The organism is Streptomyces sp. PA03-6a (assembly GCF_033792765.1).
Classification (GTDB): domain Bacteria; phylum Actinomycetota; class Actinomycetes; order Streptomycetales; family Streptomycetaceae; genus Actinacidiphila.
This window is the reverse complement of sequence record NZ_JARAVK010000026.1, coordinates 41,595-55,547: the sequence shown is the minus strand read 5'-3', so window position 1 is coordinate 55,547 and position 13,953 is coordinate 41,595. Positions and strand designations below refer to the sequence as shown.

The window sequence follows — 13,953 nt, the reverse complement described above, 5'->3', positions numbered from 1 at the left end:
CCCCCGCCGCACGCCCGGAGGAGCAAGCGGAACCGAATCGTCCGGGTCGTTCGTTGTCGGGTACATCCGTCTGAACGAGGACGTCCCGAGACCACCCGGAGCACCGCAGTGACCCTGAAGCAGCAGATCGTCGGCAACGCCATGCAGATGGCCGTGTGCACCCTCCAGCCCGGCCAGACCGTCTACTGCGAGGCGGGGAAGTTCCTGTTCAAGACCGCGAACGTGAGCATGGACACCCGCCTGGCGGGTCCCGGCGCCCAGCGCGAGGCCCAGGGCGGCGCGGCGGGCGGCGGCATGGGCGGCATGCTCCGCCAGGCGATGGGCACGGCCATGCAGGTCGGCCAGCGGATGCTCGCGGGCGAGAGCATCGCCTTCCAGTACTTCTCCGCGAGCGGCGGCGAGGGCACCGTCGGCTTCGCGGGCGTCCTGCCCGGGGAGATGCGCGCCCTGGAACTGGACGGGTCGCGCGCCTGGTACGCGGAGAAGGACGCCTTCGTGGCCGCCGAATCGACCGTCGACTTCGGCATCGCCTTCCAGGGCGGCCGCACCGGCACCAGCGGCGGCGAGGGCTTCGTCCTGGAGAAGTTCACCGGCCGCGGCACGGTGATCATCGCGGGCGCGGGCAACTTCATCGACCTCAACCCCGCCGACTTCGGCGGCCGCATCGAGGTCGACACCGGCTGCATCGTCGCCTTCGAGGACGGGGTCCGTTACGGCGTGCAGCGCATCGGCGGGCTCAACCGGCAGGGGATCATGAACGCCGTCTTCGGCGGCGAGGGGCTGTCGCTGGCGACCCTGGAGGGCAACGGGCGCGTCATCCTGCAGTCCATGACCATCGAGGGCCTGGCCAACGCGCTGAAGAAGGCCCAGGGCGGCGACAAGCAGGGTCCCACCGGCGGCCTCTTCTCCACCCACGCCGGCTGACGCCGTCCCGCGGGCTCACGTACGAGCCGTGCGCGCGGCAGCGGCGGGGCGCAGGCCGGGACGCAGGTCGAGCATCGGTTGCCGTGAGGGCGTGGCAGACCCGCCCTCACACCACCCCGGCAGCCTCCAGCACGCGCCGCACCGCCCGGTCCAGCGAGGCCCGCACCGCGTCCGGGTCGCCGAGCGCGGCGGTCATCACGGCGCCGTCGCGCAGCATCATCAGCGTCGCCGCGTCCTCGGCGGGCTCGGGGGCGCCCGCCTCCGCGAGCAGCCGGGCGACCAGCCCCCGCAGCCAGACCCGGTGGGCCACGATCGCGCGCGAGACGGGGTCGGCCGGGTCCGGGTACTCTGCGGCCGCGTTGAGGAACGGGCAGCCGCGGAAGCCCGGTGAGCAGAGCTGGTCGCCGAGCGCTCCGGCCACCCCCGCCAGCGCCTCCCGTGCGCCCAGGCCCTCCAGCGCGGCCTCGGTGAAGGCGCGGATCTGCTCGTCGGTGGCCTGGACGTAGCTCAGGACGAGCTGCTCCTTGCCCAGGAAGTGCCGGTAGAGCGTCGCCCTGGTGGTGGACGCCTCCGTGACGATCCGGTCCATGCCCACCGCGTGGATCCCCTCGGCGTAGAACAGCCGGGCCGCGGTGGCCAGGATGCGGTCACGCGGCGGCGCGTCCGCGGCGGCGTACGTGACGAGGGGAACGGCGGGAGGGGCACTCATGTCCTTGACGGTAGCGGACGGCACCGCGTAGCGTCCTGGCGAGAAAGAACGTTCTGTATCGTCACGTTCTGTATCGTCATCTCGACGACCTGAGCCCGCCCCCTGTGAGAGGACCCCGCCATGCCCGTGCCCGAGACCGGCGCCCCCGCCCCCGACTTCGCCCTCCCCGGAGTCCTGCTCACCGGATCGGGCGAGGCCGAGCGCGGTGAGTACTCCCTGTCCGCGCACCGCGGCGCCCCCGTCGTGCTCGCCTTCTACCCCGGGGACGACACGGCGGTGTGCACCAAGCAGCTCTGCTCCTACACCTCCGACCTGGACCGCTTCCGCGACCTCGGGGCGACGGTGTGGGGCGTCAACTTCAGCGACCTCGACAGCCACGAGCACTTCGCCCGCAAGCGCGACCTGCGCTTCCCGCTGCTCGCCGACACCGAGCGCACGGTGGCGAAGGCCTACGGCATCACCATGCCCGGCCTCGGCCTGAAGCGCTCGGTCTTCATCGTGGACGCGGAGGGCATCGTGCGCTGGAAGCACGTCGCCCGCATCGGGCTGACCTTCCAGGACACCGACACCATCACCGCGCAGCTGGCCGCGCTCGCCCCGCGCTGAGCCGCGGCGCGGCCGGGCCGGGGTGGCCCGCGCCACCCTTCCGGCCGAGCGTGAAGCTGCGCTGTTGCCGAGCTTAAGAAAAGATCGATGGACTGAACGCTCGAAGCCGGGCAGATTGCTGTGTGCCCGGCGCATCGCGCGAGCCGGCGCCGACGGGCGCCGCCGCTCCGCCCGGGCTCCCTCGTGCCCGGTCCGCGTCCCCCCGCGCGGGCCGGGCCACATCGTCTGCCGGCAGGAGTCGCAAGAGTGAAGGCACTGGTGAAGGAGAAGGCCGAGCCCGGCCTGTGGCTGCGGGACGTCCCGGAGCCGGAGATCGGTCCCGGGGACGTCCTCATCAAGGTGCTGCGGACCGGCATCTGCGGCACCGACCTGCACATCCGTGCCTGGGACGGCTGGGCCCAGCAGGCCGTGGGCACCCCCCTGGTGCTCGGCCACGAGTTCGTCGGCGAGGTCGCCGCCGTGGGCTCGGACGTCGAGGAGATCAAGCCCGGTGACCGCGTCAGCGGCGAGGGCCACCTCGTCTGCGGCAAGTGCCGCAACTGCCTGGCCGGCCGCCGCCACCTGTGCCGCAACACGATCGGCCTCGGAGTCGGCCGGGACGGCGCCTTCGCCGAGTACGTCGCGCTGCCCGCCTCCAACGTGTGGGTGCACCGGGTCCCCGTCGACCTCGACATCGCCGCGATCTTCGACCCCTTCGGCAACGCCGTCCACACCGCGCTGTCCTTCCCCCTGGTCGGCGAGGACGTGCTGATCACCGGCGCCGGCCCGATCGGCATCATGGCCGCCGCCGTCGCCAAGCACGCCGGCGCGCGCAACGTCGTCATCACCGACGTCAGCGAGTACCGCCTGGAGCTCGCCCGCAAGGTCGGCGTCAGCCTCGCCCTCAACGTCGCCGAGACCACCATCGCCGACGGCCAGCGCGAGCTCGGCCTGCGCGAGGGCTTCGACATCGGCCTGGAGATGTCCGGCCGCCCCGAGGCCATGCGCGACATGATCGCCAACATGACGAACGGCGGCCGCATCGCGATGCTGGGCCTGCCCGCGGAGGACTTCTCCGTCGACTTCGCCAAGATCGTCACGTCGATGCTCACCATCAAGGGCATCTACGGCCGCGAGATGTTCGAGACCTGGTACGCCATGTCCGTGCTGCTGGAGGGCGGCCTCGACATCGCCCCCGTGGTCACCGGCCGCTACTCCTACCGCGACTTCGACGCCGCCTTCGACGACGCCGCGAGCGGCCGCTGCGGCAAGGTCGTCCTCGACTGGACCGCCTGACCCCTCCCGGCCCCCGAGGCACGGCCCACCGCACCACCCGCAGCTTCCCAGGGAGAACCCCGATGTTCGACTCCGTCCGCGACGACCTGCGCGGCACCCTCGACGAGATCCGCGAGGCCGGGCTCTTCAAGCCCGAGCGCGTGATCGGCACACCGCAGAGCGCCTCCGTCTCCGTCACCGCCGGCGGCGTCCCCGGCGACGTCCTCAACTTCTGCGCCAACAACTACCTCGGCCTCGCCGACCACCCCGAGGTCACCGCCGCCGCCAAGGAGGCCCTGGACCGCTGGGGCTACGGCATGGCGTCCGTCCGCTTCATCTGCGGCACCCAGGAGGTCCACAAGGAGCTCGAGGCCCGGCTGTCCGCCTTCCTCGGCACCGAGGACACGATCCTCTACAGCTCCTGCTTCGACGCCAACGGCGGCGTCTTCGAGACCCTCCTCGACGAGAACGACGCCGTCATCTCCGACGCGCTCAACCACGCCAGCATCATCGACGGCATCCGGCTGTCCAAGGCCCGCCGCCTGCGCTACGCCAACCGCGACATGGCCGAGCTGGAGGCCCGCCTCAAGGAGGCGTCCGACGCCCGCCGCCGCCTCATCGTCACCGACGGGGTCTTTTCGATGGACGGCTACATCGCGCCGCTGGACGAGATCTGCGACCTCGCCGACCGCTACGACGCGATGGTCATGGTCGACGACTCCCACGCGGTCGGCTTCACCGGCCCCGGCGGCCGCGGCACCCACGCCCTGCACGGCGTGATGGACCGGGTCGACATCATCACCGGCACCCTCGGCAAGGCCCTTGGCGGCGCCTCCGGCGGCTACGTCGCGGCCCGCGCGGAGATCGTCGCGCTGCTGCGCCAGCGCTCGCGCCCGTACCTGTTCTCCAACTCCCTCGCGCCGGTCATCGCCGCGGCCTCCCTCAAGGTCCTGGACCTGATCGAGGACTCCGAGGACCTGCGCACCCGCCTCGCGGAGAACACCGCCCTCTTCCGCTCCCGCATGACCGAGGCCGGCTTCGAGATCCTGCCCGGCGAGCACCCCATCGCCCCGGTCATGATCGGCGACGCCTCGGAGGCGGGCCGCATGGCGGAGCTGCTGCTGGAGCGCGGCGTCTACGTGATCGGCTTCTCGTACCCCGTCGTGCCGCACGGCAAGGCCCGCATCCGGGTCCAGCTGTCGGCCGCCCACTCCACCGCGGACGTCGACAAGGCGGTGGACGCATTCATCGCCGCGCGCGCGGCCCTGGCAGGATGAATGGGTGATTGACGCACGACGGCTGCGGACCCTGCGGGCCGTGGCGGACCACCGTACGGTGACCGCCGCGGCCGCCGCGCTGTACCTGACCCCCTCCGCGGTCTCCCAGCAGCTCGCCGCCCTGGAGAACGAGACCGGCCACCGGCTGCTGGAACGCGGCGGCCGCGGCGTCCAGCTCACCCCCGTCGGCGAGATCCTGCTCGCCCACGCCAACACCGTCCTCGCCCAGCTCGAACGCGCCGAGGCCGAGCTGGCCGCCTACACCTCCGGCGCCGCCGGCCAGGTGACCGTGGCCTCCTTCGCGACCGGCATCGCGCTCGTGCTCGCCCCGGCCATCGCCGCGCTCGGCGGCACCGCCCCGGGCATCCACATCCGCGTCCGGGACGCCGAGGGCGACGAGTCGCTGCCCATGGTGCTCGACGGCCGCGCCGAGATCGCCGTCGCCGTCGAGTACCGCGGCGCCCCCCGCGCCGACGACCAGCGGCTCTCCCGTGTCCCCCTGTACGCCGAGCCCTTCGACGCGGTCCTCCCGGCCGGCCACGCCCTCGCCGACGCCGGGACCGGCACCGTGCGCGTCGCCGGCCTCGCCGACGAGACCTGGATCGGCCCCTACCCGGGCAACCCCTGCCACGACGTGGTCGTCCTCGCCTGCGAGTACGCCGGTTTCCAGCCCCGCCTCGAGCACTCCTCCGACGACTTCCGCGCCGTCGTCGCCCTCGCCGCCGCGGGCGTCGGCGTGGCCCTCGTCCCGCGCAGCGCCCTGCGCGACATGGACCTGTCCGGCGTCGCCGTCCGCGCGGTCGACGACGTCGTCGCCACCCGCCGCGTCTTCGCCGCCGTCCGCCGCGGCGCCGAGGACCACCCCCTGCTCCGCCCGGTCCTCGACGCCCTGCGCGACGCGGCCGAGGGCGCGGGCGACGCCGACGGCACCGCCGGGTCCTGATTCCCCGAATCCCCTGGAGAGCCGGTCCCTGAATTCGGCCCTTTGCGGGTTCTCCGCCATCACGGGTTCGGCCTCTTCGGCCATTTCCGGGGCTCGCCCCGCGGGGGAGTTGGATCGCAGCCCGGCGCAGGTCAGAGGCTCACCCGACCCTCTCGCGGAGTCACCCTCGAGGCCGATCGCAAGGACGGCGGAGGCAATTCCCCTCCGGCCGGGAAGTTCGGGGGACGGATGCGCCGGTACCCATTCATCCGCAGGCTGCCACCGGCTTTCCGGATGCGGCCTCGGACATCGCCCACGGCGCCCACGTCCAAGGTCGCGTCAGGGTGCTGCGCCGTCCGGTGGGGTGACCGGGAGGTGTGAACTCCCGGGGAACATCCCGTGATTGTCGTTGACATGACAGGCTCTACGCGCGTCATCCTGAAGCCATGAGAATCCCCCCACGGATCCTTCGCCTCGGCGCCCTGGGCGCCCTCGCCTCGGCCCTTCTCGCCGGCGGCCCGGCCGTCGCGACCGCCGCACCGGCGCCCGCCGGCGCCGCGGCCGCGGCTGTCGTCCAGGCCGCGTCGGTCGGCGACATCTGCTACTCCGACCTGCCGTCCCAGGCCTACACCACGCTCCGCCTGATCGACCAGGGCGGCCCGTTCCCGTACCCCCAGGACGGGACGGTCTTCCAGAACCGCGAGGGTGTGCTGCCCGCCCACGCGAACGGCTACTACCACGAGTACACGGTCAAGACGCCCGGCTCATCGACCCGGGGCGCCCGGCGGATCGTCACCGGCCAGGGAGCCGACGAGGACTACTACACCGCCGACCACTACGTGACCTTCGACCTGATCGACTACGGCTGCTGACGCGGCCCCGTCCACCGTCCTCGGGGCGGCGCCCGGTCGGTCCCACCGGGCGCCGCCCTTCGGTGCGTCAGCGGTCCGTCAGCGTTCCCGTGCCCGCGTCCCGTAGAGCCGCTCCAGGACGCGGGCGACCCCGTCGTCCTCGTTGGAGGCCGTGCGGTGGGCGACCGAGGCGAGCACGGCCGGGTGCGCGTTGGCGACGGCGCAGCCCGTGCCCGCCCAGGTCAGGACGGGCAGGTCGTTGGGCATGTCGCCGAAGGCGATGACCTCCTCGGCGGCGATGCCGCGGGAGGCGCACAGGGCCGCGAGGGCGGCCGCCTTGGTGACGCCCCGGGTGCTGACCTCCAGCAGCCCGTGGCCGCCGGAGTGGGTGAACTGGGCCCGGCCGCCCGCCGCGTGCTCCGCCACGGCGAGCAGGGCGTCCGCGTCGAGCGCGGGTGACCAGGCGAGCAGCTTCACGACCGGGCCCGGGCTCGCCCACAGCTGCGCGAGCGAGGCCACGGGGACCTCGGCGCCCGCGTCCTCGGGCAGGTGGTGCCCGTATCCCGGGGCCCAGTGCAGCCGGTGGCCCGTCTCGACGGCGAAGCCGACGCCGGGCGCCGCGTCCCGCAGGGCGGCGGCCACCCGACGTGCGACGGGGACGGGGAGCGGGGTGGACCCCGTGACGGTGCGGCTGCCGATGTCGTACACGATCGCGCCGTTGGCGCACACCGCGGTCCCGGTGAGGCCGGTGGCGGCGGCGAGCGCGTCGAGGTAGCGGGGCGGCCGGGCGGTCACGAGGACGACCTCCGCGCCCGCGCCGGCCGTGGCGCGCAGGGCGTCCAGCGTGCGGGCGGAAAGCGTGCCGTCGTTCCGCAGGAGCGTGCCGTCGAGATCGGTGGCGACCAGGCGCGGGCGGGGCATCGCCGCATCCTACGGAAAGCGGTGCCGCGACGCCGTCCAGGTCACCGAAAGATCGCGTTTTTAAGTTAATTAGCAATTAATATTGACAGGCTTCGGGGGCCCCGCCACAGTTTCCGCCGTGGCACCGGCGCCCGGCACGTCGCCCTCCGTGGGGTGGACGGCCGCGTCCGTCAGGCCGCGCTCCGAGCCCTGTGCGCGACCCGTCCGCTGCGTCTCGCAGCGCATCGCTCCACCCCGTTCCATCCCGTTCCACCTGCGTCAACCGATGCCATCCGGCGCCAACAGGGGTGCCCCCGGGCCTTGTTCGGCCGAGGTCACACCCCTCTCGAAAATAAATTACTAATTAATCTTGACGGGACGCTGACCCCTGCGACAGGCTGTGCCTGCCGCACCCAGAGCCGGGCCGTCAGGGGGCCTCAGCTCCGTTCCGTGGGCACTAAGGGAGTTCACAGATGACCGCCTTCAACGCCAGCCGCCGCCGGTTCCTCGCCGTGTCCGGCGCCGTCGGCGCCGGCGCGCTGCTCAGCAGCTGCGTCACCCAGAGCCCGTCCGCCTCCGGAGGAAAGTCCGGCGGCCCGGTGACCCTGCAGTCCAACCTCTCCTCCCCGCAGGCGAAGACCTCGATGCAGCAGCTCGTGGCCGCCTTCAACAAGCGCGGCGGCGCCGAGGCGGAGCTCAACACCGTCGCGTCGGAGACCTTCCGCACGCAGCTGCCGACGTACCTCACCTCGGCCACCCCGCCGGACATCTACACCTGGTACCCGGGCTCCGTCGCCGAGTCGTACGCCAAGAAGGACCTGCTCCTCGACCTGGACGACATCTGGGGCAAGCCCGAGCTGTCCGGCTACACCGACGCCCTGAAGAAGCTGTGCACCTCGGCCTCCAGCGGCAAGAAGGTCTTCGTGCCCACCAGCTACTACTGGTGGGGCATGTTCTACCGGAAGTCCAACTTCGCCAAGTGGGGCGTCCAGGAGCCGAAGAACTGGGACGAGTTCCTCGACCTGTGCGACAAGCTCAAGAGCAAGGGCGTCGCCCCGATCGGCCTCGGCGCCGGCGGCGACACCCCGTGGGTCGCCTCGGCCTGGTTCGACTACCTCAACATCCGCGTCAACGGTGCCACGTACCACCGCGAACTGCTCGCGGGCCAGCACCGCTTCGACGACCCCGAGGTCCGCAAGGTCTTCGACACGTGGGACCAGGCCCGGCCGTTCTTCGACCCCAACGGCACGGCGATACCGTTCCAGGACGCCACCACCGCCCTCCTCCAGGGCCGTACCGGCATGATGCTCATCGGCACCTTCTTCGCGGACGCCGCCCCGAAGGACGCCCTGGGCGACATCGACTTCTTCCAGTTCCCCATCATCGACCCCAAGGTGCCGGTCGCCGAGGAGGCGCCCACCGACGGCTACTTCGCCAGCGCCCGCAGCAAGCGCGCCGACGGTATCAAGGAGCTGCTGAGCTACCTGGCGACCGCCGAGGCGCAGGAGCTCTACCTCAAGAACTCCTCCGGCACCGCGCTGCCCACCCACCCGGACGCCAAGGACGCCGGCACCCCGCTGGTGGTCAAGGGCCGCAAGCTCATCGAGAGCGCCGCCGACGTGACGCAGTTCTTCAACCGGGACTCCAGCGACGCGCTCCAGCCGACCGCCGACACGGCGCTGGTGCACTACCTGGCCAAGCCCAAGGAGATCGGCTCCATCCTCACCACGTGGCAGCGCAGCGCACAGAAGATCTGGAGCCAGTGACGATGGCGCTGATCGGCTCCACACGACGGTCCAGGGCCACTCGGGTGCCCCCGGTGGTCCTGGCCTTCGTCCTCATCCCGCTGCTCGTCGAGGCCTTCTGGGTCTTCTGGCCGGCCCTCCAGGGCTTCTACCTCTCCCTGACGTCATGGGACGGCCTGGGGGCCCCGACGTTCGTGGGCCTCGGCAACTTCAGCGAGATGCTGCACGACGAGGTCTTCCGCACCGCGGCGATCAACACGGTGCTGTGGCTTCTGCTCTTCGGCGGGCTGTCCGCCGCCCTGGGCCTCGGTGCCGCGCTGCTGCTCCAGCAGGAGCGGCGCGGCATCGGGTTCTACCGGGCGGCGCTCTTCCTGCCGGTGGTCTTCTCGCTGGTCGCCACTGCCCTGGTGTGGCAGGCCATGTACCAGCCGGACGGCCTGATCAACAACGTGCTGGACGGTGTCGGCCTCGGCAGCTTGAAGCACGCCTGGCTGGCCGACCAGGACACCGCCTTTTATGCGGTCATCGTGCCCGCGCTGTGGCGCCAGGTGGGCTACGTGATGGTGCTGTACCTGGCCGGCCTCAAGGGCATCGACCCCGCCCTCTACGAGGCCGGCAAGGTCGACGGCGCCACCCGCTGGCAGCAGTTCCGGCACATCACGCTGCCGCAGCTGCGCAGCGTCAACGCGGTCGTCCTGTCGGTGATCGTCATCGACTCGCTGCGCTCGTTCGACGTGGTGTGGGCGCTCACCCGCGGCGGCCCGTACCACTCCTCCGAACTGCTGAGCACCTACATGTACTCCACCGCGTTCCAGTCCCTGCGCCTGGGATACGGCTCCGCGCTCGCCGTCGTCATCTTCGTGCTGGCGTTCGGCGTCATCGTGGGCTACCTCGTGCGCGCCTTCCGGGAGGCCGACTGATGACCGCCACCCAAGCCTCCGCGCGCGTCAAGGACCCGGCCGGCCGCGACGGCGGGACCGCCAAGGTCCCGTCCGCGGCGCCCCGTCGGCCCGCGCTGCGCGGCCGCGCCCTGCGCACCACCGGCTTCCACCTCACCGCGGGTCTGCTGTCCGCGCTGTGGCTGCTGCCGATCGCCCTCGTCCTGGTCACCAGCACCCGGACCTTCGACGACATCGCCGCGCACGGCGTCGGCAGCTGGCCGCACTCCTTCACCTTCGACAGCTTCCGTCAGGCGTGGGTGGACGGCGGCCAGCAGCGCGCGCTCATCAACAGCATGCTGGTCACCATCCCCACCGTGGCGCTCTCGCTCGGCCTCGCCTCCATGGCGGCCTTCGCGCTCAGCCGCTACGACCTGCCCTTCCGGCGCGTCCTGCTGCTGCTCATGCTCGGCGGCAACCTGCTGCCCCCGCAGATCCTGCTGATCCCCGTGTCCAAGCTGAGCGAAGTGCTCGGCATCTACGACCAGCTGTACGCCCTGATCGGGGTGCAGGTCGGCTTCGGCGTCGGCTTCTACGTCTTCGTGCTGCACGGCTTCATGCGGTCGATCCCCGGCGAGATCCAGCAGGCCGCCGTCATCGACGGCGCGGGCCCCTGGCAGATCTACTGGCGGATCATCCTGCCGCTGGCCCGGCCGGCCCTGGCCGCACTGACCGCCCTGTCGTTCACCTGGATCTTCAACGACCTGCTGTGGGCCATCACTGTGCTGCGCACCGACAGCCAGATGCCCATCACCGCGTCCCTCATCGGTCTGCAGGGCCAGTACGTGTCCATGTGGAACGTCATCGCGGCCGGCTCGGTGATCGCCGCCGCCCCGACGGTGGCCGTCTTCCTCCGCTTCCAGCGCCACTTCGTGGCGGGACTCAACCTCGGAGCCGTCAAGTGACCACGCACGACCGGTGGCTGCTGCGCACCGACGCCACCACCTACGCCGTCACCCTGGGCGGCGACGGCCGCTGGGCCGAACTCGCCGCCTGGGGGCCGCACGGCGCCGAGGACGGCCCGTCGCCCATGGACTGGTCGCGCCGCACCCACTTCATCACCCCCGCCGACGCCGCCCCGGCCGAGTACATCCCGTACGGGCTGCGGCCGTTCACCGGCGCGGACCTGGTCGCCTCCCGCCCCGGCGGCGACCGCGGGAGCTGGTGGCGGTTCGACGGTGCCACGCAGGACGGCGACCGGGCCCTGCGCCTGGACTTCGCCGACGACCTCCTGGGGCTGCGGACCACGCTGTGCTACGAGACGGTGCCCGGCACCGACGTCGTCCTGCGCTGGACGGAGCTGACCTGCACCGGCGAGGACGAGGTGCGGCTGGAGCGATTCGACTCCGCCGCCGTCAACGTGCCCGTCCAGGGCGGCGCACGGCTGACCTACCTGGCCGGCCAGTGGTCCCAGGAGTTCCAGCTCAAGGACGTCACGCTGGAGCGCGGCCGCTTCGAGATGGAGAGCACCCAGGGCTCGGCGGGCCACGCCTACCACCCCTGGCTCGCCGTCCAGGACGCCGCCGCCCCCGCCGAGGGCGCCACCCCCACTTACGGCATCGCCCTGGAGTGGTCCGGCAACTGGCGGATCACCGCCGACGCCGAGCCCGGCGGCGCGGTGCGCGTCCGGGCCGGCCGGGTGCCCCACGAGGGCGCGGTCCGCCTCGCCCCCGGCGCCACCCTCGTCACGCCGCGGCTGGCTTGCGCGTTCAGCCCGGACGGGCTCGACGGCCTGGCCCGCGTCTGGCACCGCTACGAGCGGCACCTGACCGGCGAGCGCATCGAGCGGCCCCGCAAGGTCCTCTACAACTCCTGGGAGGCCACCGGCTTCGACGTCGACGCCGGGAACCAGTTGGAGCTCGCCAAGGTCGCCGCAGAACTCGGCGCCGAACTCTTCGTCGTCGACGACGGCTGGTTCACCGGGCGGCCGGACGACACCGGCGGCCTCGGCGACTGGGACCCGGACCCGGCCGAATTCCCCGGCGGGTTCGACCGGTTCGTCGAGCACGTGCGCGCCCTCGGCCTGGACTTCGGCCTGTGGGTCGAACCCGAGGGCATCAGCCCCCGCTCCACGCTCTACGCCGAGCACCCCGAGTGGGTGTACCGGATCGACGGCCGGCCCGCGACGCTCGTGCGCAACCAGCTGCTGCTCGACCTCGGCCGCGAGGACGTCCAGGAATTCGTCATCGGCACCCTGGACCGGTTGCTCGGCTCCCACGCCATCAGCTATCTCAAGTGGGACATGAACCGTCCGCCCACCGAGCGCGGTCGCCCCGGCCACCCGGCGGGCGCCGACCCCGAGCGCCAGGACCTCGACGCCGCGCACGTCGCCGGCTACCTCCGCGTCCTGGACCACCTGCGCGCCGCGCACCCGCACGTCACCGTCGAGGGCTGCGCGGGCGGCGGCGGCCGCGTCGAGCACGCCACCATCGCCCGCACCGACGTGGTGTGGCCCAGCGACAACACCGCGCCCATGGACCGGCTGCGCATCCAGTACGGCTACCTCCACGCGCACGCCCCGCACACCATGAGCTCCTGGGTCACCGACGCCCCCGGCGTCTTCGACCCGCGGCCCCGCTCGCTGGCCTTCCGCTTCGTCAACTCCATGGCGGGCGTGCTCGGCATCGGCGCCGACATCCGCCACTGGACGCCGGAACAGCGGGCCGAGGCCGCGCGGTGGATCGCCCGCTACAAGGAGGTCCGCGACGTCGTCCACCACGGCGAGGTCCACCTGCTGGGCGGCCCCGCCGACCCGACGTGCGGGATCCAGTACGAGGAACCGGGCGGTGACCGCCTGGTGGTGACGGCCTGGAACACCGGCCTCCTCGACGGGGCGCCCCTGGTGCCCGGCCGAGCGGCCCGGCTCCGCCTGCGCGGTCTGCGAGGGGACGCCGTCTACACCGACACCGCCACCGGTACCCGCTACAGCGGCGCCCATCTGACCCACTCCGGGCTGCCGTTCGCGTGGACGGCGGAGTACGACGCGGAACTCGTCGTCCTGGCCCGGCAGTGACGACACGGCGAGAATCAGCACACCAGCGATGAAACAGGAGACGACCAGCACCATGAACCCAGCGGCCCGCTTCACCAACCGCGTCGCCGTCGTCACCGGCGCCGCCTCGGGCATCGGCGCCGCCACCGCGGCGCGCCTGGCCGCCGAGGGCGCGGCCGTCGTGCTCGTCGACATCGCCGCCGAGCGCGGCGAGGAGACCGCCGCGCGGCTGCGCAAGGACGGCGCGCGCGCCGTCTTCGTCGCCGCCGACGTCGCGAGCGAGGACGACTGGCAGCGGGTCAGCGACGCCGCGCACGCCTTCGGGCCCGTGGGTGTGCTGGTCAGCAACGCGTACACGGTGCAGGTGGCCCCCGCGCACGAGACGAGCCTCGCCTCCTGGGAACGGCAGTTGTCGGTCAACCTCACCGGCGCCTTCCTGGGCTTCAAGGCGCTGCTGCCCGACCTGCGCGAGCAGCGCGGCGCCGTGGTGCTGACCTCCTCCGTCCACGCCCACCGGGGCATCCCCGGCCACCCGGCCTACGCGGCCAGCAAGGGCGCGCTGCTGTCGCTGTGCGGCCAGCTCGCCGTCGAGTACGGACCGGAGGTCCGCGTCAACGCGGTGATCCCCGGGCCGATCCTGACCGCAGCCTGGGACCGGGTGCCGCAGGCCGAACGCGAGCAGAGCGTCGCGGAGACCGCGGCCGGCCGCTTCGGCACCCCCGAGGAGGTCGCCGCCGCCGTCGCCTTCCTCACCGCCGAAGAAGCCTCGTACATCACCGGATCGAGCCTGCTCGTCGACGGTGGCTGGAGCGTCGTCAAAGCCTCCGCCTGACGG

Annotated in this window: 13 protein-coding genes; 11 read left to right on the top strand and 2 right to left on the bottom strand. The window is 72.4% G+C overall.

All coding sequences use genetic code 11. The annotated features are described in order from the left end of the window. Window positions 1-108 precede the first annotated feature (108 nt). A complete protein-coding gene (locus PV350_RS09420) occupies window positions 109-924 on the top strand; it encodes an AIM24 family protein (RefSeq protein WP_499514744.1) in 816 nt (271 codons plus the stop codon). A gap of 106 nt (window positions 925-1,030) precedes the next feature. Here the strand turns inward: PV350_RS09420 and PV350_RS09415 are convergent, their stop codons facing one another. After that, the gene (locus tag PV350_RS09415) at window positions 1,031-1,633 is read right to left on the bottom strand and encodes a TetR/AcrR family transcriptional regulator (RefSeq protein ID WP_499514745.1); all 603 of its coding nucleotides are present in this window, start codon (window positions 1,631-1,633) and stop codon (window positions 1,031-1,033) included. Between the two features lie 120 nt (window positions 1,634-1,753). Between PV350_RS09415 and PV350_RS09410 the strand changes: the two genes are divergently transcribed. From PV350_RS09410 to PV350_RS09390, 5 genes are all read left to right on the top strand, one after another. After that, window positions 1,754-2,239 (top strand): peroxiredoxin, encoded by a 486-nt coding sequence (locus tag PV350_RS09410; protein WP_499514746.1) that lies wholly within the window; start codon window positions 1,754-1,756, stop codon window positions 2,237-2,239. A 246-nt stretch (window positions 2,240-2,485) separates the two neighbouring features. Then, window positions 2,486-3,514 (top strand): L-threonine 3-dehydrogenase, encoded by a 1,029-nt coding sequence (tdh, locus tag PV350_RS09405; protein WP_499514747.1) that lies wholly within the window; start codon window positions 2,486-2,488, stop codon window positions 3,512-3,514. A gap of 62 nt (window positions 3,515-3,576) precedes the next feature. Beyond that, window positions 3,577-4,770 (top strand): PLP-dependent aspartate aminotransferase family protein, encoded by a 1,194-nt coding sequence (locus PV350_RS09400; RefSeq protein WP_499514748.1) that lies wholly within the window; start codon window positions 3,577-3,579, stop codon window positions 4,768-4,770. A gap of 4 nt (window positions 4,771-4,774) precedes the next feature. Further along, window positions 4,775-5,713, top strand: a complete 939-nt coding sequence (locus tag PV350_RS09395; protein ID WP_499514749.1) for a LysR family transcriptional regulator — start codon at window positions 4,775-4,777, stop codon at window positions 5,711-5,713. Between the two features lie 425 nt (window positions 5,714-6,138). Continuing rightward, window positions 6,139-6,564 carry a guanyl-specific ribonuclease gene (locus PV350_RS09390; protein WP_499514750.1) on the top strand — a complete coding sequence of 142 codons (426 nt, stop codon included), beginning with the start codon at window positions 6,139-6,141 and terminating at the stop codon, window positions 6,562-6,564. 78 nt (window positions 6,565-6,642) lie between these two features. Here the strand turns inward: PV350_RS09390 and PV350_RS09385 are convergent, their stop codons facing one another. After that, on the bottom strand, window positions 6,643-7,464 hold the full coding sequence (locus PV350_RS09385) for an HAD family hydrolase (RefSeq protein WP_500333359.1): 822 nt from the start codon (window positions 7,462-7,464) through the stop codon (window positions 6,643-6,645). A gap of 452 nt (window positions 7,465-7,916) precedes the next feature. On the opposite strand from PV350_RS09385, the gene PV350_RS09380 reads away from it, so the two are divergent. Genes PV350_RS09380 through PV350_RS09360 form a run of 5 tightly spaced genes read left to right on the top strand, consistent with a single transcriptional unit; the run spans window position 7,917 to window position 13,950 of the window. Then, a complete protein-coding gene (locus tag PV350_RS09380) occupies window positions 7,917-9,209 on the top strand; it encodes an ABC transporter substrate-binding protein (protein ID WP_500333358.1) in 1,293 nt (430 codons plus the stop codon). Window positions 9,210-9,211: 2 nt separating this feature from the next. Further along, window positions 9,212-10,108: a carbohydrate ABC transporter permease gene (locus tag PV350_RS09375; RefSeq protein WP_499516976.1), complete on the top strand. Its 897-nt coding sequence runs from the start codon at window positions 9,212-9,214 to the stop codon at window positions 10,106-10,108. Further along, entirely contained in the window at window positions 10,108-11,031 is a 924-nt protein-coding gene (locus PV350_RS09370) for a carbohydrate ABC transporter permease (protein ID WP_499514753.1), read from the top strand. The genes PV350_RS09375 and PV350_RS09370 overlap by 1 nt, the downstream gene beginning before the upstream one ends. After that, window positions 11,028-13,139: an alpha-galactosidase gene (locus PV350_RS09365; protein ID WP_500333357.1), complete on the top strand. Its 2,112-nt coding sequence runs from the start codon at window positions 11,028-11,030 to the stop codon at window positions 13,137-13,139. The genes PV350_RS09370 and PV350_RS09365 overlap by 4 nt, the downstream gene beginning before the upstream one ends. Before the next feature lie 52 nt (window positions 13,140-13,191). Next, window positions 13,192-13,950: an SDR family NAD(P)-dependent oxidoreductase gene (locus PV350_RS09360; RefSeq protein WP_499516977.1), complete on the top strand. Its 759-nt coding sequence runs from the start codon at window positions 13,192-13,194 to the stop codon at window positions 13,948-13,950. Window positions 13,951-13,953 lie beyond the last annotated feature (3 nt).

Excerpts from the sequence above, each read along its gene's own strand:
- PV350_RS09370 (WP_499514753.1), top strand. The coding sequence starts at position 10,108 with ATGACCGCCACCCAAGCCTCCGCGCGCGTCAAGGACCCGGCCGGCCGC.
- PV350_RS09360 (WP_499516977.1), top strand. The coding sequence starts at position 13,192 with ATGAACCCAGCGGCCCGCTTCACCAACCGCGTCGCCGTCGTCACCGGC.
- PV350_RS09410 (WP_499514746.1), top strand. The coding sequence starts at position 1,754 with ATGCCCGTGCCCGAGACCGGCGCCCCCGCCCCCGACTTCGCCCTCCCC.
- PV350_RS09390 (WP_499514750.1), top strand. The coding sequence starts at position 6,139 with ATGAGAATCCCCCCACGGATCCTTCGCCTCGGCGCCCTGGGCGCCCTC.
- PV350_RS09375 (WP_499516976.1), top strand. The coding sequence starts at position 9,212 with ATGGCGCTGATCGGCTCCACACGACGGTCCAGGGCCACTCGGGTGCCC.
- PV350_RS09380 (WP_500333358.1), top strand. The coding sequence starts at position 7,917 with ATGACCGCCTTCAACGCCAGCCGCCGCCGGTTCCTCGCCGTGTCCGGC.
- PV350_RS09385 (WP_500333359.1), bottom strand. The coding sequence starts at position 7,464 with ATGCCCCGCCCGCGCCTGGTCGCCACCGATCTCGACGGCACGCTCCTG.
- PV350_RS09415 (WP_499514745.1), bottom strand. The coding sequence starts at position 1,633 with ATGAGTGCCCCTCCCGCCGTTCCCCTCGTCACGTACGCCGCCGCGGAC.
- PV350_RS09400 (WP_499514748.1), top strand. The coding sequence starts at position 3,577 with ATGTTCGACTCCGTCCGCGACGACCTGCGCGGCACCCTCGACGAGATC.